Consider the following 20452-nt stretch of genomic DNA (forward strand, 5'->3'; position numbering starts at 1 on the left):
TTCAGGGCTATTTTATTTGAGAGTTGAAAATGACGTTGTCACAACACTGTCCTTGCGGGCAGGGGCAATATGCTGAGTGCTGCCAGCCCTTACATTTAAAACAGCAGGTCGCGCAAACTGCAGAGCAATTGATGCGCTCGCGTTATAGTGCCTTTGCCTTGCAGCAGATCGACTATATTCTGCAAACCACCGCTTTGGGCCAACAAACCGCTTTAGATCGAGCTGCGATTGCAGACTGGAGTCAATCGAATCAATGGCTCAAACTGGATGTCGTGCAACATCAGCCCAAGCTGGATAAAACCCATGCGCTGGTTGAGTTCAAGGCACATTATCATGATGGCAAGCAAGCGCATATTCATCATGAGATTTCACATTTTGTATTACACCAACAGCAGTGGTATTTCCTTGATCCGACGCTGGATCTGCAAATCACCATGAAACAACCCTGCGTTTGTGGCTCGGGGAAAAAATTTAAACAATGTTGTGCACAATTCATCTAAGTTTGTCTTAGAATAGCGCACACTTTTACGCCTGATTTAGGGATGTAGGCAGATGTTACTCACCGTAATTTATATTATTGCCATTACTGCGGAAGCAATGACGGGCGCACTGTCAGCGGGGCGACGCAGTATGGACTGGTTTGGTGTGGTACTGATTGCCTGTGTCACGGCATTGGGCGGTGGCTCGGTACGTGATGTGCTATTAGGGCATTATCCGTTGACTTGGGTGAAACATCCTGAATATTTGGTGCTGACCTGTATTGCCGCTTTTGTCACCATTATTATTGCCAAATGGATGCGCCATCTGCGCAATATCTTCTTGGTTCTAGATGCCTTGGGCTTAATTGGCTTTACTATTATTGGCTGTCAGATTGCTTTGTCGATGGGACATGGTTTTGTGGTGTCTGCGGTTGCAGGGGTACTCACTGGGGTGTCGGGCGGTATTTTGCGTGATATCTTGTGTAATGATGTACCGTTGGTGTTCCGCCGTGAGTTGTATGCCAGTATTTCCTTTGTCGCCGTGATTTGTTATTGGGTGTGTTTGGAAGTTGGTTTACCACATGATCTGACTGTAATTTTGACTTTGGTCTTTGGTTTTACGCTACGTTTGATTGCGATTTATTTTGGGCTGGAAATGCCGAAATTTATCTATAAGGAAGATGATGCAGAATCTGCTTCCTCAACAGATGAGCATTGATCTATTTAAGTCAAAAGAAAAATCTTTGAAAAGAAGTGAATGTATATAGCAAAAATATAGCCTTGAATAGCGGCGTCATGCCGCTTGTCAGCTTATAAATCTTGAAGAATGTTTAAGTTTTGAGGGCTTGAAATCCTTCTAAGACACCATTTGACGTTTAAACAACAACAAGGGCTTGTCACAACGCCTTCATCCACATAGCATACAAAGCATTGACGATAATAAATGATTTTGGATGACTCGCTGAAATGACCAGCCTTGCACATCATGCAACAGAAAACCGTTCCGTAGCCGAATTCACTGAGCAGGCTTACTTGAACTATGCCATGTACGTGATTATGGATCGTGCATTGCCCCATATCAGTGATGGTTTAAAACCTGTACAGCGCCGTATTGTTTATGCGATGAGCGAGCTGGGCTTAAAGTCGACCGGTAAACCGAAAAAATCGGCGCGTACCGTGGGAGACGTACTTGGTAAATACCATCCACATGGTGACTCCGCTTGTTATGAAGCGATGGTGTTGATGGCACAGCCATTTAGCTATCGCTATCCATTGGTTGAAGGTCAGGGCAACTGGGGTTCACCCGATGATCCAAAATCATTTGCGGCTATGCGTTATACCGAAGCTAAACTGTCCGCATATAGTGAGTTATTACTGAGCGAGCTCGGGCAAGGTACCAGTGAATGGCAGGATAACTTTGATGGTTCAATGAAAGAGCCGATTACTTTACCTGCACGTGTGCCGAATATCTTGCTGAATGGTACCACGGGGATTGCGGTGGGAATGGCGACGGATATCCCGCCACATAACTTACGTGAAGTGGTAAAAGGGACGATCGCACTGATTCGTAATCCTGAAACCACTGATGAAAAATTAGCAGAATATATTCCTGCACCAGATTTACCGACCAAAGCAGAGATTATTACTCCGCCTGAAGAACTGCTTAAAATTCAAACCACAGGTCGTGGTAGCTATCGTATGCGTGCCGTGTACACGGTCGATAAGAATGAAATCGTGATTACTGAATTACCTTATCAGGTTTCTGGTTCAAAGGTAATTACTCAAATCGCCGATCAGATGATTGCCAAGAAATTGCCTTTGGTCAGTGATGTTCGTGATGAATCCGACCATGCCAATCCTACTCGTTTGGTGATTGTGCTACGTTCTAATCGTGTTGATGCAGAAACGGTGATGAGTCATTTGTTTGCAACCACGGATTTAGAGTCCAGCTATCGTGTTAACTTGAACATGATTGGGGCCGATGGCCGCCCGCAAGTGAAATCGATTCGCCGTATCTTGTTAGAGTGGATTGAGATCCGTAAGCAAACGGTAACGCGTCGTTTGCAGTATCATTTAAATAAAATCGAAAAACGCCTGCATATCTTGGCAGGTCTTTTAATTGCTTATCTCGATATTGATACCGTGATTCGGATTATCCGTGAAGAAGATCAACCGAAACCTGTATTGATGCAGCATTTTGGGATTGATGATATTCAAGCCGAAGCGATTCTAGAGCTGAAACTGCGCCATTTGGCCAAGCTTGAAGAGATGGAAATTCGCCGTGAGCAAGAAGAACTGGAAGCAAAAGCGGCGATTATTCGCGAGCAATTGGCCAATCCAGAATCATTAAAAAATCTGATTATCAATGAATTGAAAGAAGATGCGAAAAAGTTCGGTGATGATCGCCGTTCACCAATGGTCGTCCGTGCAGACGCCGTCCAGATTAAAGAACAGGATTTGATGCCAGCAGAAGCCGTGACCGTGGTCTTGTCCGAAGCAGGTTGGGTCCGTGCAGCCAAAGGTGCTGAAGTGGATGCGGCTAATCTCAACTTCCGAGCGGGTGACCAGTATTTAAGTCATGCGGTTGGTAAAACCAATCAACGGGTGTACTTTTTAGATGAAACGGGGCGCAGTTATGCCTTGCCAATTAGCAGCCTCCCTTCAGCGCGTGGCTTTGGTGAACCTTTGAGTTCCAAACTGTCACCAGCAAGCGGTGTTTCATTTATTCAAGTCTTGGTGGACGATGACCAGAATGAATTACTGGTTGCCAGTTCCAAAGGTTATGGTTTTAAAACCCAAGTTGCACAACTGGATACCAATGCCAAAGCAGGCAAGACTTTCTTGACAGTTGCAGATAAGGCAACAGCTCTGCCATTACTCCCAATCCAGCAAGCAACCCACGTTGCCATACTGAGTTCATCAGGACGATTGCTGATTATTGATTTAGCAGAACTTCCTGTACTGAATAAAGGTAAAGGTAACAAGTTGATACAACTTGATGAAAAAGAGCAAATTTTATCCATGACAACCCTAACGTTAGATGAAATAATCCAAGTCGCTGCAGGACAACAGCACCTCAAACTGAAAGGGGATGATCTCCAAAAATATCTAGGAAAAAGAGCAACAAAGGGGCAACTTTTACCACGCGGATATCAAAAAGCAAATAGACTCTTCATTCAGAGATAAGGCTAGTATTCTGTGATACAAATACGTTATATATGACAATGTATTCATATTGTTTGGATAGGTTGACAGGGCAATTCAAAAAGTTAAAAAAAATGTTTTGTCATGGACGTAACGTTGTTACATTTTTAAGGATTACCACTCGGAGATAATGGCATTATGGAAAAGATTTGGTTTGCTGAATACCAAAAGACAGGAATTCCAGAAACAGTTGAACTGCCTGCTGAAAACACCTCACTTGTTGATATTTTTGAACGCAATTTCCAAAAATTTGGTTCACGTGATGCCTTTATCTTCATGGATAAAGTTTTAACGTTTAATGAATTAGAAGTCGCTAGTCGTCAATTTGCAACCTATTTACAAACGCTGGGTTTAGCCAAAGGCGCTCGTGTTGCGGTGATGATGCCGAACGTTTTTCAATATCCAGTGGTTGCTTTAGGGGTATTCCGTGCAGGTTTAGTCCTTGTTAACGTGAACCCATTGTATACAGCGCGTGAGCTTGAGCATCAATTGAATGACTCTGGTGCAGAAGCCTTGGTCATTATTGAAAACTTTGCCAGTGTTTATCAAAGCATTCTTGGTAAGACCCCTGTGAAGCATGTCGTGGTGGCTTCAGTGGGTGATATGCTGGGCGCATTGAAAGGCACATTGGTCAACTTTGTGTTGCGTAAAGTACGTAAACAGATTCCAGCATGGAATATCCCAGGCCATACCAAATTCAATGCCGCATTAAATAAAGCCAATCCAAGTAACTACAAACGTCCAAGCCTCACTTTAAGCGATACAGCAGTATTGCAATACACAGGTGGTACCACTGGTGTGTCGAAAGGGGCTGAATTGACCCATCGAAACCTTGTGGCGAACTTGCTTCAGTGCGAAGCGATCTTCTCAAGTAAGTTTGGTAGTTCTGATAGCGCGAAGGGTGACCGTATCGTTTGTGCATTGCCGCTCTATCATATCTTTGCATTTATGGTGTGCGCGCTTTACGGTATGTACAAAGGTCAAGCCAATATCTTGATTCCAAATCCACGTGATCTACCAGCAGTGGTTGGTGAATTACGTAAATATCAACCTTCATTCTTCCCAGCAGTAAATACTTTATTCAATGCTTTGGTGAATAACGAAGAATTCAAACAGCTTGATCATAGCAATCTGAAGATGGCGATGGGCGGTGGTATGGCAGTATTGCCATCAACTGCAGCAGCTTGGAAAAAGATCACAGGCACAACCATTATCGAAGGTTATGGCTTGTCTGAAACGTCTCCTGTTGCAACGGCAAACCCACCTGCAAGCACTGAATTTAGTGGCACGATCGGTATTCCATTGCCATTGACTGAAGTGGCGATTTTAGATGACGACGGTAACGAAGTTGCACTCGGCGAACAAGGTGAAATTTCGATTCGTGGTCCACAAGTCATGAAAGGCTATTGGAACCGTCCAGACGAAACCGCGAAAGTGATGACCGCTGATAACTTCTTCCGTACGGGTGATATCGGTGTGATGGATTCGCGTGGTTATGTGAAGATTGTTGACCGTAAGAAAGACATGATCTTGGTGTCTGGTTTTAACGTTTATCCAAGTGAAATTGAAGAAGTCATTGCCAAACATCCAAAAGTATTGGAAGTGGCTGCGATTGGCGTGCCTGATGAAAAATCAGGTGAAGTGCCGAAACTCTTCATTGTGAAGAAAGATCCATCATTAACGACTGAAGAAATCATTGCTTATGCAAAACAAAACTTAACGGGTTATAAGTGCCCACGTTATGTTGAGTTTATGGAAGAGTTACCGAAATCAAACGTCGGTAAAATCTTACGTAAAGATTTACGTAAACCAGCTTAAGTACATCGCTGAAAAAACGCCGCAATCGCGGCGTTTTTTTATTTGGATTTATTTAGTACCATTTGACTTCATGAGCCAGCGATCGATATAAGGACGTCCGATCCCGACAATGCCGACAAATACCATCATTGTGGCCAATTGAAAACGTAATCGGGTGGCATCAATACCATTAAAACTAAAATAATTATCAGCAACCGCATACAGCGCAATGACTGCGAGCCAATGCCACAGTGTTAAGCGATAAATACCAACTGCATAAAAGGCAATGCTTAGGATCACAAAGGTCCCCAAAGTTGACTGCCAATTGAGATTGGCACAAATCACACTGAGCAGAAATGCCATGATTGGAAGCACGACTTTCAAGACACGATCAACTAAAAGCTGATGTTGTCGTTGTTGTGCGAGCACATCAAACATTTCTTTTTGATCGGGTTGTCGCATAGCTTGACCTTAAAACTGTATGAAAAAACACAACTTTTACACAAACATCCTGTGTAAAAGAAACGCTTGTTGAACAAGCACAAATGAAAGTTCAATAAATTATAGATTATGATAGCATGATCAGAAGAACTTCAAATGATGGATCTCAGCATGCAAGGTATTAGCGGCATTATATTGATGATTATAGTCGCATGTTTGTTGCCGTATGTATTTACCTTGATTGCGAAATCAAAAGGTGGTTTTCAGGCAAAAGATAATCAAAATCCGCGTGAATTTTTAGCCAAAACAACGGGATTATCTGCACGGGCAAATGCGGTGCAGCAAAATAGCTTTGAAAGTCTACCGTTATTTATTGCTGCCATTTTGATGGCTGAGTACATGGTGGTACCAGAGCGATTTATTTTTACCTTAGGCTGGGCCTATATCGTATTTCGCGTGATTTATGGGATTTGTTATTTAGCTAATCTTGCAACTTTACGCTCCATCATCTGGTTTTTCTCTCTACTTTGTCCAATTTTACTGTTTGTGATCACAATCAAAATGACTTAGTCGTGGCTGGCGATAAAATTCGCCAGCTCGGCGTATATCTAGCATCATTTTCATTGTATTCACGTTATAATCTGTCCGATTTAAATCTGACTTCACAATATAAACGAGTGTTGATATGAGCTATAGCAATATTCCTGCGGGTAAAGACGCACCAAACGACATCTATGTCATCATTGAAATTCCTGCAAATGCAGCGCCAATCAAATATGAAATTGATAAAGATTCAGATGCATTATTTGTAGACCGTTTCATGGGTACAGCAATGTTCTACCCAGCAAACTACGGTTATGTGCCAAATACATTGTCAGAAGATGGTGACCCATTAGACGTACTTGTTGTAACCCCACATCCTGTTGCTGCGGGTTCTGTGATTCGTTGCCGCCCAGTGGGTAAATTGAAAATGGAAGATGATGGTGGTATTGATGCGAAATTGATCGCGGTTCCACACGAAAAATTATCTCCACTTTATAAAGACGTTCAAGAATATACGGATCTTCCACCGTTATTGATCAGCCAAGTGGAGCATTTCTTTGCTCACTATAAAGATTTAGAGCCTGGTAAGTGGGTAAAAATCAGTGGCTGGGAAGGTGCTGATGTGGCGAAAGCTGAAGTGCTTAAAGCGATTGAAGCGGCTAAAAAGTAATTTTGGTCGGCGTGATCAGCTGCTTTTTGTTTAGTTGCTGGTCATAAAAAACCTCCATTCATTTGAATGGAGGTTTTTTTAACTTGATGAACTGTGAATTAGAATAATTTCACAGGAATATCAAGCCAGATACGCCATTCATTGGTATCTCCAATGTAGGCATTTGTTTGGTAGTCATCGCTTGCACGATAATATGAATGACGTAAACGCAAACTTGCATCTTTGGCAAAACCAGATTGCACAGTATATTTCACTTGGTTAAAGAATTCGCGTTCATGTGCATTATCAGTCAAATTCTTAACTTTGATATCCCAACCATAGACATAAGCTGTAGTCCAGCTTAAGCCTGGAACACCATAGCCACCAAAGTCGATGTTGTATTGCAATTGCGCCGATTTTTCACTGTTACCAATGAAGTCAGACAGATAAGAGTTTGGCAAGTAGATACTTTGAGCGCCATCGGCATTCTCACCATAGTCATAACCAGTATTGCCATTGTTTTGTTGGTAAGCCAACATTACGCTGTGAGGCCCAGTGTTATACGTGGTAGACAGAGCCCAAATGGTATTTTTACGATTAGATAAGTCATCAGTCGTGCTTGAATACGTGCTTGCTTCTTTATCCCACTTGGTATGGTAAGCACTTAAGTCATAAGTAAGCGCGCTATCTTTATCTAAAGGTTGTTTGTAGTTGGCATTGACATAATGACGTTTGAGTTTGTCTTTGCTATCCATACCAAAATAAGACGTACTTAAATTGTCATCGAATTTATATTTTGCGCCCCAAACTACAGCGCTATCAAGATGTCGGCCATCGCGATTGATTTGATCAGAGTACTGGTCTTTGGTGAATTTACCAGCAGTTAATTCTAAGCCATCAATTTCACGGCTGGTTGCCAAAACACCTTCAAAGTATTCAGGAACCAAGCGTGTAGTATTACTTGCTAGAACTGGAAGGTCTAACACTTGGGTACCGTAGGTTACGGTTGTATTTGAGATACGCGCTTTAACAAAACCGCCACCACGTGCCCAGTGATCATAGGCTGAACCATCTGGACGTTTCGGGATCATACCGTTACCAGAATTGTTGTTTGAGCCCAGTTTAAATGAGCCATCGCCGATCACACCCGCGCCAAAGCCAACTAGACCTTGGGTAAAGCCTGTTTCTAGTTTTACCATTGCTGTTTGAGCATATGAACTCGTGTCTTTGACACCATTCTTTTTGTCGCGGCTTAAATAACCAGTACGGAATAAAATATCCCCTTTGGCATCTTCAACAAGTCCTTTTGCTTCGCTTTGTTCGCTTGCATATGTTGAGGTAATTAACGCGGCATTAATCAAAACCGCTAAAGTAAGTTTCTTTGCCTTTGGCATAGCTCGCCTCATTAAATAAAATAAATTTGGGGTAAGACCGAAATTTTGACCAATTGTATAAGTTATGCATAAAAAAGATAGATTTTTATTAAAATAATTTAATTATTATTAAATAAAATACTTATACAATTTTATGATTTGTTCTGTGTTTAAAAAACAATCATAATTAATTTAATATTTTGATTTTAAATAATAAATTGATTTATTTTGGATGTGAAATATACAAATTATTTTTAAATTTATTCTGGTTGAAATATGTGATTTATTGTTATATTTTTTCTTTTTATTGAAAGAGTTATTTTTTATTTGTTTAAAAAATATTCAGATGAATTTGCAAAAAATGACATCCCGACGAATGACAGTGACTGACCAATCTAAAGTTTACTTTGTTCATACCTGTTTAAGCTTTTTGTAGACGCACTGTTGTGGAACACAGTTAAATTTCCCAGTGAGGTGCTGTTGTTTTAAGCATGATTAGCGTTTCTGAACATTCACTTGATGCATTGTTTTTGTGCATAAAATAGCCTTGTTTTTTTATATGCTTTTAAATAGTTCAAAAAAATATGATTTTTTTATGAAAGACCAGTTTTGAGGCAAATAAAGCAAAAAATCAGTACTTTTGCCAAACTGAAATAAGATTTAACGCAGATTTTCCTAAGTTGGCACAGCAATTGCTAATTACTCTTCGATGCAATTTAAAACATGAATTCAGTCGAATATCCATCATGGGGGAGATCAATATGATGAAATTTGCATGTAAAGCGATCGCGTTGAGTGTTTGTGCTGTGACTTCGACTTTTGCTATGGCGGAAGATAAACCTTCATTTTATGGGGTAACAGCCTCAGGGAATGTTGCTGCTACAACGGACTATCGTTTCCGTGGTGTGACGCAATCTTCAAATAACCCGGCCATTCAAGGTGGTTTTACATTTTCACATACTTCAGGCGCTTATTTAGCTCTTTGGGGTTCCAGTGTTGACTTCGGTATCTCTGGTGTTTCCACTGAAACTGATGCGACCTTGGGATTCACCAATAGCTTTGCTTTGACAGATAAAATTAAGCCAGTGTATGACGTTGGTGTGACTCATTATGGTTATATTGGATCTAAGTCAAATTATACAAATAGTTATAATGGTAAAAAGGGTTTGGCCTTTACTGAAGTGTTCGGAAAATTAACCTTCCCAGAAACTATTTTTGCTGGTGATGCACTGAGTGTAGGAGTGAACTATTCACCGGATTACTGGGGCCGAAGTGATGATTTCTGGTATTTTAATTTAGGATATTCAGCTCCGATTGCTGATACAGGCTTAACGGGTCTTGCATCGGTGGGTTACAATAAATTGAAGAATACCGATGCTTTAAGTGTTGTTGCTGGTGGGCCTGGCAAGGATGATAATTATGTCGATTATAAATTGGGCGTAAATTATAATTTCCTTGGGATTTTGGCTGAGGTCGATGTGGTTGGAACTAATATCAGTAAGTCAGGCATGACCGACGGGCAGAAAAAACCTTATGACACAGGTGTTTTATTTAGCTTAAGCAAAAGCTTCTGATTACATTAAGATAAAAGCCAGCAAACCTGCTGGCTTTTATGATTTGAGATCAGGTTTTTTCAGAAGCAGAAAGACTATGATATGGCAGTATAAACGTTTGAGGTAGGGTTAAAATATTGAACATCCCATGCGAGCAATCAGAAAAATGAGCAGAATCAGAAAAAACAAGCGAATAAATTGACTGCCATATCGGAGTGCTAGGAATACACCAACTAAAGAACCAATCACATTACATAAGGCGATGATTAAGCCGATTTCCCATAGCACATGACCTGTTGGAATAAAAAATAAAAGTGCTGAGCTAAAGGTACCAAGGTTAACAACCTTTGCTGATGCAGATGCGTTGAGAAAATCAAAACCAAAAACTTTGACAAAGAGAAAAAGAAGGAAGCTGCCACTACCTGGGCCAAAAATACCATCATAGAATCCAATCAACCCTCCAAAAACAACGCCAAGCGCGATGTCTTTGTAACCACATTTCACATAAGTACTTTGTGCGCCTAAATCTTTTTTTAAAAAAGTATAAATGGCCATCATGATCAGTAAGCAGAAAACAACATAGCTCATCAATTGTTTTGGAATATAGGCAGTCGTCATTGCACCGACAAAGGCAAATATAAATGCAGCAAGCATCGTTGGAATCAGAAGCTTCCAGACAAATTTAATTTTATTCACATATCTAAAAATGGAAGATGCGGTTCCGGCCCAAACCGCCAGCTTATTTGTGCCCAATACGGTTGCAATGCTGTGTTGAGGTAAGGCATGCAATAGCGCAGGAATTTGGACTAAACCGCCACCTCCTACTGCGGCGTCAATCAGACCACCACAGAAGGCAAAGAATCCTAAAGTCAGCAGGACGGTTTCATCGATCATTATCATTAACCCATCTGTGAGGTGCTAAGTGATTTGTAAAGGGCTTCACCTATGAATCTAACTCGATAATGAAACATTATTTTTTCTTATTCTGTTGATTTTTTATGCAAACCTAAAGTGATTATTTATATTGATAAGATTTTTCATCTGACTAAAACGGTGCTTTTTATGCGCTATCAGGCGTATGGCGCGCCCAGTTCTATTGCAAGATTGAAACTGGGTTGAGCTGAAGGCGGGTTTGATTGTTTGAGTTTATATTAACCATTTGTTTTATATTGAATTATTTTTATTTTTGAGTTTGGCATAGCAATTGCTAAGTAGACTCTGCTGCAATTTAAAGCTTAAAAATCAATTGAGTATCTAAATATAGGGGGAGATCAATATGATGAAATTTGCAAGCAAGGCTACGTTATTGGGTGTGATGACTGCAACCTCAGCATGGAGTTGGGCGGAGGAGAATAAACTCCCATTTCCAGGGACCGTTACGGGTAATGTGAATGTGGTCTCAAGTTACAATTTACGCGGCATGACCAACTCGCCAGAAAGTGATACGCCAGCGGTCCAAGGGGGACTGGACTATACGCATGACAGTGGGTTTTATTTGGGCTATTGGTTTTCGACTTTAACCGCTGCCTATGCTGATTTTAATACCTCACCAACCGATGTGAAGGAAGAGAAAAAATCTTTCGAAAATGATTTCTATGCAGGTTATAAAGGCAAAATTACCGAAGATCTGGGTTATCAAATTGGCGGAACGATTTATTACTATTACCCCGGTTGGGAGTCGACAGGTTATGAAACTATTTTGGGGTTGAGTTATAAGGACTTTAGCGTAACGGCACAGACTTTATTGAATAATGTGAGTTTCGGAAATAAAGGTGATACCTATTTCCTCGCGACTTATACACCAAAACTCGCCGGTGGCTTTACCGGTAAAGTACAAGTTGCTGCTTATTATTATGGCGATGATGATGAATATCTGGCTTATCAAGCCAAAGCAGGGGATGTGACCAAAACGGATTTTGCCTTCCGCCACGCAACCCTAGGTTTGTCTCACCCATTGGGCAATACAGGCGCCACATGGGGGCTGGATTATATTTTTGGAGGCTACACCCGTGATGAAACCAAACAAAAGAACAAAGTGGTTTTAGCACTCGGTTATGCCTTCTGACTTTAGCTGACCTAAAAAAAAGCGGCCTTAAGGCCACTTTTTTAGCTTTGATGTCCACGATAAGACAGTGCTTCGCTAATGTGGCTGCTATTGATCACTTCATTTTCAGCTAGATCCGCAATGGTTCGCGCAACTCTTAATATCCGGTGGTAAGCACGTGCAGACAGATTCAAACGTTGCTGAGCCATTTCAAGAATCTTACTCGAACTGTCATCCAATAGAGCATGTTGTTCTAATCGCTTCGGTGAAAGTGCCTGATTTAAACATTGCTGGCGTTGCAGCTGTTTTTCATAGGCGTTAATCACACGCTGCCGTACTGTGGCTGAGTTTTCAGTTGGCGCGCGATTCTGTAATTCTTGTGCCTGTAAAGGCGGTACATCAATATGTAAATCAATACGATCCAATAAAGGACCTGAAATTCGGTTTTGATAACGTTGAATACTGTCTGGCGAACATTGGCAGCGACTATCCTGATTAAAGGCATAGCCACAAGGGCAAGGATTCATTGCAGCAATAAATTGAAAGTTTGCAGGAAAAGTCGTTTGTCGTGCTGCCCGTGAAATCACGATCTCTTTGGATTCGAGCGGCTGGCGTAGCACTTCCAGAACTTTACGGTCAAACTCGGGTAATTCATCCAAGAATAGAACACCCAAATGCGCCAAGGTGATTTCACCTGGTTTGGGTTGTGAGCCTCTGTCATTTACAAAGAACTATGCGACAATATAAGCTAGGGTCAAAGACTTAGACCACCTTTTATAAAGAACTATGCGACAAATTTTATAAAGAACTATGCAACGGAACCCAGAATGAACAATCAATCATGCGACACCGTTAACATCGTACCAGCTCGAAGAAAAATTGGTAATACACGTATCAGTGTATCTGGTTTATATCCTTTTAAAAAAGATTCCGCAGTTGCCTTTGAATCAACTCTTGAACGGGATTTCCTTATTCGATTAGAGGTTGATCCCAATGTTCTTGCTGTTGAGTCTCAACCATTTACCATTGAGTATTTTGATAATGGACAGAAACGAGTTTACACCCCTGACTACCTGGTAACTTATAAGCATGATGATTTTCTTCCATTTATTGCACCTAAACTGGTTGAAGTAAAACCTACAGATGAATTGCAACTTAATTTGCATCTATGGAAAGCTAGATATCGTGCTGCAATGAGGGTATGCAAAGAAGAGGGTTGGAAATTTCATATTGCACATGAGGGGCGTATTCGGGACCAGTTATGGTCGAATGCCATGTTTTTACAAAAGTACCGAAAGATGGAATTTCCCCCTGCTGATTCAAAGCACTTATTGGATTATGTGAGAGATCGAGGAGCAGTAACTTTTGAGACTCTATTAGCCAGACATTTTCTTGGAAAATGGGACAGAGCCAATGGAATTAGTCAAATCTGGTATTTAGTTGCTCATGGTTATCTGGTTTGCGATTTAAGTATGCCTTTACAGCCATCTACTGAACTTTGGGTAAATGGGAGTTGTCATGAATGATAGACGTGTGAATATCAAAATAGCTGCTGGGGAACCGGTTCAGATAAAAGGGATTCCCCATACGATTATTGAAGTCATTGACCTAAAATCGGTTTTTGTTGAAAACAATAATACTGGCAGGAAAAGTATCGCGGCTATCAGTGAATTAAGGCCATCAATAGCTGTGGAACAGTATGAAGATCTAGAACTCATCGCTGATAAAGACTGGATTGAGGCTGAAAGACGTTTCAACATCATCCGACCTTTCATTGAGGGAGGCGTGAGTGGTCGTAAGGAAGTAGAGTTACGAGCCCAAGAACATGATATTAATCCAGCCACTATCTATAGATGGTTAAAAATCTATAAGGCATATGGAACTATTGATGGATTGCGGCCCAGAAAAGAGGGATTGCCACAAGGCAAGAAGATAATTAATAAACATGCTGAAGCAATCATTGAAAAAGCCATCAAGGATTTATACCTAACTAATCAAAGAATAAGTGTTCAAAAAGTTGTACTTGAAGTGAAACGCTTATGTCATGAATACCATATCCTAGAGGTGCCTCATGCCAATACAGTAAGAAATCGTATTGCAGCGATTAGCCAGAGAGACTCTCTTCGTAAGAGGGGACATAAGGAAAAGGCCGATAACAAATTTACACCTGCCGCAGGGAAATTCCCTCATGCTGATTATCCACTTGCCGTCGTACAGATTGACCATACGCCTGTTGATCTTATTCTGGTTGATGATTTTAGCAGGTGTCCTATAGGACGACCTTTTCTTACGTTGGCAATTGATGTGCGTTCAAGGGTAGTTGTGGGATATTACTTATCATTAGATGCTCCCTCTGTTATGTCTATTGCAATGAGCGTTTCTCAAGCTGTACTGCCCAAAGAGAAATGGCTAGCTTCTCGCAAGATTCAAGCTGAATGGCCTGTCTGGGGAATTATGAACACCATTCATGTCGATAATGGACCTGAGTTTCACTCAGAAACTTTCAGAAATGCTTGTATGGCACATGATATTCGTCTGGAATACCGACCAGTTAAAAAACCACGTTTTGGCGGGCACATTGAACGTTTGATGGGAACATTTGCAACCGATATTCACGCAGTTCCAGGAACAACTTTTTCAAATATTTTTGAAAGAAAAGGTTATAACTCAGATGCGGAAGCAGTTTTCACATTCTCCGAATTTGAGGACTGGCTGATTGATTTTATCTGTAATGTTTACCACAAAAGGAAACACTCTGCTTTAGGTACTTCTCCACTACATGCTTTTGAGTTAGGTATCTTTGGTGATAAAAACACGTTAGGTTCTGGAGCTGCTAGATTGCCTGCAAATGATCATAATTTCTTTCTTGATTTTCTACCAAGTTTTGAAAGGACGATTCAAACAACAGGTGTAACAATTGATGGTCTTGCTTATTATGCTGATGTACTAAGAGGTTGGATTAATGCTGTAGACCCTGATAATCAAAAGGAAAAACGTAAATTTATCTTTAGGCGTGATCCAAGAAATATTAGTGAGATATGGTTCTTTGATCCCGAAATCAAAAATTATTTTAAGGTTCCTTTAGCGGATCAAAGTATTCCACCATTTAGTATTTGGGAACACAAAAAGATTCAGGAACTGAAAAAGGAAACTGGCGAATATCTAAAAGATCATGAACTTGGACAGGCTCTAGCTAAACTTCGGGAGCGTGTTCAGGAGGCAAGTACTAAAACTCGACGGGCTCGCAGATCACATCAGCGCAGTACCCAACATCAACAGAGTGTTAACCCTGCTTCAATTCAGGGCAAAAAACCTCAACAAGAGAGTACGATTTTGGAGCAACAGCTTGAAAACGTATATGGTTTATTGCCTCTCGATGAGCTGGAAAATGATGAGGATATTTCATGAGTAACTATTCACATGTTTTTCAAGAGTTTCGCCCTATTGTGGAACAGTCTAATGAGGACAGACTCTACTTCCTGGAAGAGGACCGATGGATTGGGTATCCAGCAGCCAATGACTTGTTAGACCAATTGAAAGGATTCCTGACACTTCCTAAGCGGAGCCGTATGCCCAACTTACTGGTATTGAGTAAGCCAAATAATGGTAAAACCTCAATTATTAACCAGTTCTTTAAGCTGTATGGGGAGGGTTATGTCAATGCAGAAAATAATGCAGTAAAACCTGTAATCATTGTACAGGCACCTGTTTCCCCTGATGAAAAAGCTCTGTATATGGCTATTCTTGATAAGTTCTGGGTTCCTTTTCGAGAAAGAGATCCCGTTGCGAAGCTACGTTACCAAGTGGTCCATTGCCTTAAACTTTATGAGGTAAAGCTCCTCATTATCGACGAAATGAATTCTCTATTATGTGGCAGTCCGATTAAGCAAAGAACAGTAATGAATGCGATTAAGTATTTGTGTAATGAAACACAGATACCCATTGTTGGGTTTGGTACAGAAGAAGCAATTAGTGTTCTGCGTACTGATCCACAGCATGTCAGCCGTTTTCGTGTGGTTAATTTGCCCTTATGGAAACTAGATAAAGACTTTCAAGCTATGGTAAATAAATTTGAGAAAGTTCTTCCCCTCAAACAGGCTTCAAAACTGGCTGAACCAGCAACAGTAAAATATCTGCATGATATTACAGATGGAAACTTAGGTAATCTGCGAACGATTTTACGGGAAGCCGCAAAGAAAGCTGTTGTTTCTGGTCAGGAGTTTATCGACCGTAGCTTGCTAGAAAGTGTGAAATAAGCAATGTGGAGGACTAGGTATGATAAGTGCAACAGAAATCCATTCATGGTTTATTCCCACGGACTTAAAGCAAGATGAGGCATTATCTTCTTGGTTGATACGTGCCGCACTTGACAGTGGTTGTGACCCATTAAGTTTAACTGGAGTACTTTGGCCCAAATGGCGAATCTGGTCTGTAGATGTAGATCGTGGTTTAAGTGCAGAGCAAGTACAGGTATTGATCAATAAGACAAAAATTGATGAAAGCCAATTTAATTCTGCTACGCTTCGCAATTTTTTAATTAAATATAATCTGGATAATCAAACTTTTGATGCATGGTACTTGGTATTAGGTACAAGAAATCGTAAGCATCGAGGTGGCTGGCAATATTGTCCTGAGTGTCTATCTGAGGATAATGTTGCCTATTTCCGTCTGCCTTGGCGTTTTGCCTGGCATACAGGTTGTATAAAACATGATCAGCGTTTACATGATCAATGTCCTCATTGCCATAATGCTATTCAGCCTAGACGTCTTGAAGCCCCTGATCAGGTTATGACTTGCTGTTCAATATGTAAAAAAAGTCTATTGGAAGTTAATAAAAGCCTTGTGGATTGTCATGCCTTGGCATTCCAAAAAATCTTTGATCAATTCTTGAAACAAGGCTGTGCAACCTATCAAGACAAGTTGATTTCAGTAACTGATTGGTTAACGGTGATTAAGTTATTTTCACAATTTATTAGAAAAGCTTTAGCTGGCTCAGTAAATGGAAAAGGATGGGCATTTCTTGAACAACTCAGAATTCAGGTGCCCCATCCTGAGCTTATATCGAATGGATTGGCTGTTAACCAACTTCCAGTTACCGAGAGAGAACGACTATTTTCCTGTATTTATCAATTACTCATTATTCCTCAGGAAAAGTTTATTGAAACAGCAAAATCTTTAAATATGAACAGGTCTTCATTTTGGGATAAGAGAAACCAGTTGCCAGCCATATTAAGGCCTGTTGAAGAACAATTAGGCTCGATTTATCGGAACTACCCTCCAAATAGAGCATTGGTAGATACCCTTAAACCTAAAAGTAAGGAGACTGTAATACGAAAGTTTTTAAGATTAAAAAGAAAACTAGGGTAACTTTTGGGGGACAACACCATGCCTCAGTGTGATGAATGTGGTGATGCGGTTGAAAAGATACACCGACTTTATAAACAGCGTAACTATTGCCATAAGTGCTATGTACGAGTTTTTAAAAAACAGGATTGTCCATCGTGTGGTAAAAGTTCCAGATTATATAAAGCTGATAACTTGGCCGTTTGCCAACAATGTGAAACCAATAGACCTTGCATTAGATGTCAGCGTATTGATTACCCTATAGGAAAAATAACGGAGCAAGGCCCTGTTTGTAATAGTTGTTCAGTTTATTTTAGAGAGTTTCAAGCTTGTGAACGGTGTGGTGTGACATCACAACGCTTATCTCGTATCAGCCGTTTTGGAGATAATTTAAGAGTTTGCCCAAAGTGTGCAACCCGTGATTACCAGACATGCCAAAGTTGTAGAAGATATAGGTTGATTGAACAGGATGTTGTGTCAGGCAAAATGCTTTGTAAGAAATGTTTGACCTGTCCACCACTTCAATGTCTAACTTGCCAGCAACAGATTCCTGCTGGATATGGGAAATACTGTGAATTATGTACATGGCGAAGAATATTGGGGAATAGGATTAAGGAACTGGTTAATACATTAATAAACCCAAGCCTCAAAGGTTACTTTAAAGATTATATGAGTTGGCTTGATCATGAGGTTGGACCGCATAAGGCTGCATTACTAATTCGTAAACATATTCATTTTTTTGAAAAGACCAGTGATCTTTGGAGAGATCAGATCCCAGACAATGACTCTTTATTACATAGACTAAGAACAAGTGGTTTACGCAAATATGAGCTGCCCATCCGGTGGTTGGTTGCAGTACATCACCTGCATATAGATACCCAATCTAAAGGCCACTGTTCTGAATTTGACCAACTGAGAAAACTGGCGAACTCATGTCCTGGTTCATCGCTTTCAGCCCAAATTCTTCAGAACTACTATCAGGTTTTAATAAATAAAATAGATTTAGGGAAAACGAGTATACGTTCTGCCCGTTTAGCCATGAAACCAGCATCAGCTTTAATGCTGTTGGTAAGTCAATCACGATTAGATTTACCAACAATGTGGCATGTAAAATATTACTTATTTAAGTCTCCTGGGCAAGCTTCCGCTATTGTTGGCTTTCTTAATTTTTTAAACAAGAATTATGATACGAACCTTGATACGTCATGGGTACTAGATGAAAAAATAACAGAAAAAAGTAATATGAAGAAACTGGAAAAACAATTGTTGGCCATCATGAAAGCCCCAGAGGAAAATTTTAATGAACTAGAGTGGATAAAGTTAGGATTGATGTATTTTCATAATTTAGATAAATCTTTTTTTAATCAAATGGATAGTATTAATTATAGGGGGCTGAATGATGGTTTTGAAGTGAGGTTTGGTGATCAGCAATATTGGATACCTAAATTGCTTGTGTAACTGGACCATATAACGCTAATGTAGCTACATAAAGTTAAAACTGAATTTTGGGCTTCCAGAGGGTATTTATGGGGCAGTTAGGTCATGAATATTGTGTTCATAATGGATTCAATAGGTCTCATGCAGGGAAATATGTTTATTCACTTGCTACGTTTATATCTTGGATATTGATTTACTTTTTACTGAAGTTCTTGGGTGGATTGTCTCCTTATTGGAATGTCATCATTTCTAGTGCTATCACTGCTTTATTATTTCTTACTTTTTATTTTCTATTTGATAAATGGATATGGAAAACAGGTTTATTTTTCAAGATTCTGAAATATCCTGATATTTCGGGAGAATGGTTATGTAAAGGTATCTCTGATTACCAAGAAGAAAATTCTGAAATGATTAAGCACAATAGAGAGTGGATTGGAAAAGTAACAATTTTACAAAGTTGGGATAAAGTAAGAATCAGATTAGAAACAGAATTTTCCACATCTGACAGTATTTCTGCTGCAATTATTTATGACGAAATTGAAGAATACAAAGTTCTTTATAGTTATGAAAATAAACCAAAAGATTTAGATCATGAAGAGTTACGTATCCATCGAGGATTTGTAGAGCTGACACTTCATAAAGACAATAAAAGTGCCAGTGCTAAATATTATAATGTTACTGGTCGAAGAACGATGGGTACAATGCTATGGGAAAAATTAGATAACTAATGGATAAGAGCCAATGGTTTCGTCATATAGGTAACCCAAATCTTTACGTATTTCCGTAACGAGTTTATCTAAGGCAATGCTCATTGTTGTGAGAGAGGTTTCTTTCTGATAACTATCAAATATTTTTCTGGTCATATCAGGTGTATATAAGCTATTTCTATAGTTTGGATTATGATACAGATAATCAAAAAATCTTTTTGTTTCAAGAACTATTGCTAAAGCATTTGTTCTACCTTTCTTTAAATTTTCTAGATTGGAATGATACATAATAGAGGCTAGATCAAAACTACTTAAGTAAATTACTTTGCCCTCTTCAACTAAATCGGCTTTTATTGTTTTACAAAGGCGGATAGATTTTTTCAATCCTCCATCAGCATAGTATTTACATTTGTAATCTATATAAAAAATATGCTTGAAAGGTAAGTTCATCAATGTAGTAGGAGTTTTATTATCTAGAATATTGACTCCTCTTAAATAAAGGTGCTTTTGTTGTTGGTACTCATATGTTTCTACCCAATGAGAGGGTACAACATCTACATCCCGAGGAAGTGATCCACCTGTTAAAGTTATAGATTTAGCACCAGTAGTATCAATTGTTACGGCAGGATATGCTTGTCTTAATTCATAAGTGCACGCGTTCCTGAGTTCTCTTAATATTTTTATATCATCATGGCGTAAAGTACCTAAATAACCCTCTGTACGATAATGTGATTTGTTAAGTACAAGTAAATCAACATCACTTACACCTTTGATATGAATATTTAGGGGAACTGACCCTTGTAATCTGTATTCTGTGACAATGTTATGATTATTTAGCAGCCTAGGCTCTAATTGTTTTTCAATTCTTTTAGCAGTTTCAAT

At 39.8% G+C, this 20452-nt stretch carries 18 protein-coding genes and 1 pseudogene; 14 read left to right on the plus strand and 5 right to left on the minus strand.

The genetic code is table 11. The features are described 5' to 3' along the window. Positions 1–29: 29 nt before the first annotated feature. From Aba26S_RS14465 to Aba26S_RS14480, 4 genes are all read left to right on the plus strand, one after another. On the plus strand, positions 30–500 hold the full coding sequence (locus Aba26S_RS14465) for a YchJ family protein (RefSeq protein WP_005240309.1): 471 nt from the start codon (positions 30–32) through the stop codon (positions 498–500). A 52-nt stretch (positions 501–552) separates the two neighbouring features. Then, complete coding sequence (locus Aba26S_RS14470; protein WP_004656399.1) at positions 553–1197, plus strand: trimeric intracellular cation channel family protein; 645 nt, start codon at positions 553–555, stop codon at positions 1195–1197. Positions 1198–1445: 248 nt separating this feature from the next. Further along, positions 1446–3665, plus strand: coding sequence for a DNA topoisomerase IV subunit A (parC, locus tag Aba26S_RS14475; protein ID WP_005240306.1), 2220 nt, complete (start codon positions 1446–1448; stop codon positions 3663–3665). A 156-nt stretch (positions 3666–3821) separates the two neighbouring features. Continuing rightward, the gene (locus Aba26S_RS14480; protein WP_005240304.1) at positions 3822–5501 is read left to right on the plus strand and encodes a long-chain-fatty-acid--CoA ligase; all 1680 of its coding nucleotides are present in this window, start codon (positions 3822–3824) and stop codon (positions 5499–5501) included. Between the two features lie 48 nt (positions 5502–5549). Here Aba26S_RS14480 and Aba26S_RS14485 read toward each other — a convergent pair whose 3' ends face one another. Beyond that, the gene (locus tag Aba26S_RS14485; protein WP_005240303.1) at positions 5550–5942 is read right to left on the minus strand and encodes a hypothetical protein; all 393 of its coding nucleotides are present in this window, start codon (positions 5940–5942) and stop codon (positions 5550–5552) included. 150 nt (positions 5943–6092) lie between these two features. On the opposite strand from Aba26S_RS14485, the gene Aba26S_RS14490 reads away from it, so the two are divergent. Further along, positions 6093–6491, plus strand: coding sequence for an MAPEG family protein (locus Aba26S_RS14490; protein WP_005240301.1), 399 nt, complete (start codon positions 6093–6095; stop codon positions 6489–6491). Between the two features lie 115 nt (positions 6492–6606). After that, positions 6607–7134, plus strand: coding sequence for an inorganic diphosphatase (gene ppa, locus Aba26S_RS14495; RefSeq protein WP_004656389.1), 528 nt, complete (start codon positions 6607–6609; stop codon positions 7132–7134). Between the two features lie 98 nt (positions 7135–7232). Here the strand turns inward: ppa and Aba26S_RS14500 are convergent, their stop codons facing one another. Beyond that, positions 7233–8507 (minus strand): OprD family outer membrane porin, encoded by a 1275-nt coding sequence (locus Aba26S_RS14500; protein ID WP_005240298.1) that lies wholly within the window; start codon positions 8505–8507, stop codon positions 7233–7235. A 740-nt stretch (positions 8508–9247) separates the two neighbouring features. Here Aba26S_RS14500 and Aba26S_RS14505 point away from each other — a divergent pair. Further along, the gene (locus tag Aba26S_RS14505) at positions 9248–10060 is read left to right on the plus strand and encodes a TorF family putative porin (protein ID WP_005240296.1); all 813 of its coding nucleotides are present in this window, start codon (positions 9248–9250) and stop codon (positions 10058–10060) included. Positions 10061–10168: 108 nt separating this feature from the next. On the opposite strand, the gene Aba26S_RS14510 is transcribed toward Aba26S_RS14505, so the two are convergent. Next, positions 10169–10933 (minus strand): TSUP family transporter, encoded by a 765-nt coding sequence (locus Aba26S_RS14510; RefSeq protein WP_005240293.1) that lies wholly within the window; start codon positions 10931–10933, stop codon positions 10169–10171. Between the two features lie 382 nt (positions 10934–11315). Between Aba26S_RS14510 and Aba26S_RS14515 the strand changes: the two genes are divergently transcribed. Then, positions 11316–12104, plus strand: a complete 789-nt coding sequence (locus Aba26S_RS14515; protein WP_005240292.1) for a TorF family putative porin — start codon at positions 11316–11318, stop codon at positions 12102–12104. 41 nt (positions 12105–12145) lie between these two features. Here the strand turns inward: Aba26S_RS14515 and Aba26S_RS14520 are convergent. Then, positions 12146–12796: pseudogene (locus Aba26S_RS14520) on the minus strand (ATP-binding protein); the annotation flags it as partial. A gap of 114 nt (positions 12797–12910) precedes the next feature. On the opposite strand from Aba26S_RS14520, the gene Aba26S_RS14525 reads away from it, so the two are divergent. The 6 genes from Aba26S_RS14525 (at position 12911) to Aba26S_RS14550 (ending at position 19591) form a co-directional block, all read left to right on the plus strand. After that, complete coding sequence (locus tag Aba26S_RS14525; protein WP_023188010.1) at positions 12911–13609, plus strand: heteromeric transposase endonuclease subunit TnsA; 699 nt, start codon at positions 12911–12913, stop codon at positions 13607–13609. Next, positions 13602–15491, plus strand: coding sequence for a Mu transposase C-terminal domain-containing protein (locus tag Aba26S_RS14530; protein ID WP_000999878.1), 1890 nt, complete (start codon positions 13602–13604; stop codon positions 15489–15491). The genes Aba26S_RS14525 and Aba26S_RS14530 overlap by 8 nt, the downstream gene beginning before the upstream one ends. Beyond that, the gene (locus Aba26S_RS14535) at positions 15488–16339 is read left to right on the plus strand and encodes a TniB family NTP-binding protein (RefSeq protein WP_023188009.1); all 852 of its coding nucleotides are present in this window, start codon (positions 15488–15490) and stop codon (positions 16337–16339) included. Before Aba26S_RS14530 ends, Aba26S_RS14535 begins: the two co-directional genes overlap by 4 nt. A gap of 19 nt (positions 16340–16358) precedes the next feature. Next, positions 16359–17450, plus strand: a complete 1092-nt coding sequence (locus Aba26S_RS14540; protein ID WP_023188008.1) for a TniQ family protein — start codon at positions 16359–16361, stop codon at positions 17448–17450. 18 nt (positions 17451–17468) lie between these two features. Continuing rightward, positions 17469–18884 (plus strand): hypothetical protein, encoded by a 1416-nt coding sequence (locus tag Aba26S_RS14545; RefSeq protein WP_023270956.1) that lies wholly within the window; start codon positions 17469–17471, stop codon positions 18882–18884. A 68-nt stretch (positions 18885–18952) separates the two neighbouring features. Beyond that, complete coding sequence (locus Aba26S_RS14550) at positions 18953–19591, plus strand: hypothetical protein (RefSeq protein ID WP_043972936.1); 639 nt, start codon at positions 18953–18955, stop codon at positions 19589–19591. Here Aba26S_RS14550 and Aba26S_RS14555 read toward each other — a convergent pair. Next, positions 19580–20452, minus strand: an 873-nt coding sequence (locus Aba26S_RS14555) for a hypothetical protein (RefSeq protein WP_052500228.1), incomplete at its 5' end; no start/stop codon positions are given. The genes Aba26S_RS14550 and Aba26S_RS14555 overlap by 12 nt on opposite strands.

This window comes from Acinetobacter sp. NBRC 110496 (genome assembly GCF_000876115.1).
GTDB lineage: Bacteria > Pseudomonadota > Gammaproteobacteria > Pseudomonadales > Moraxellaceae > Acinetobacter.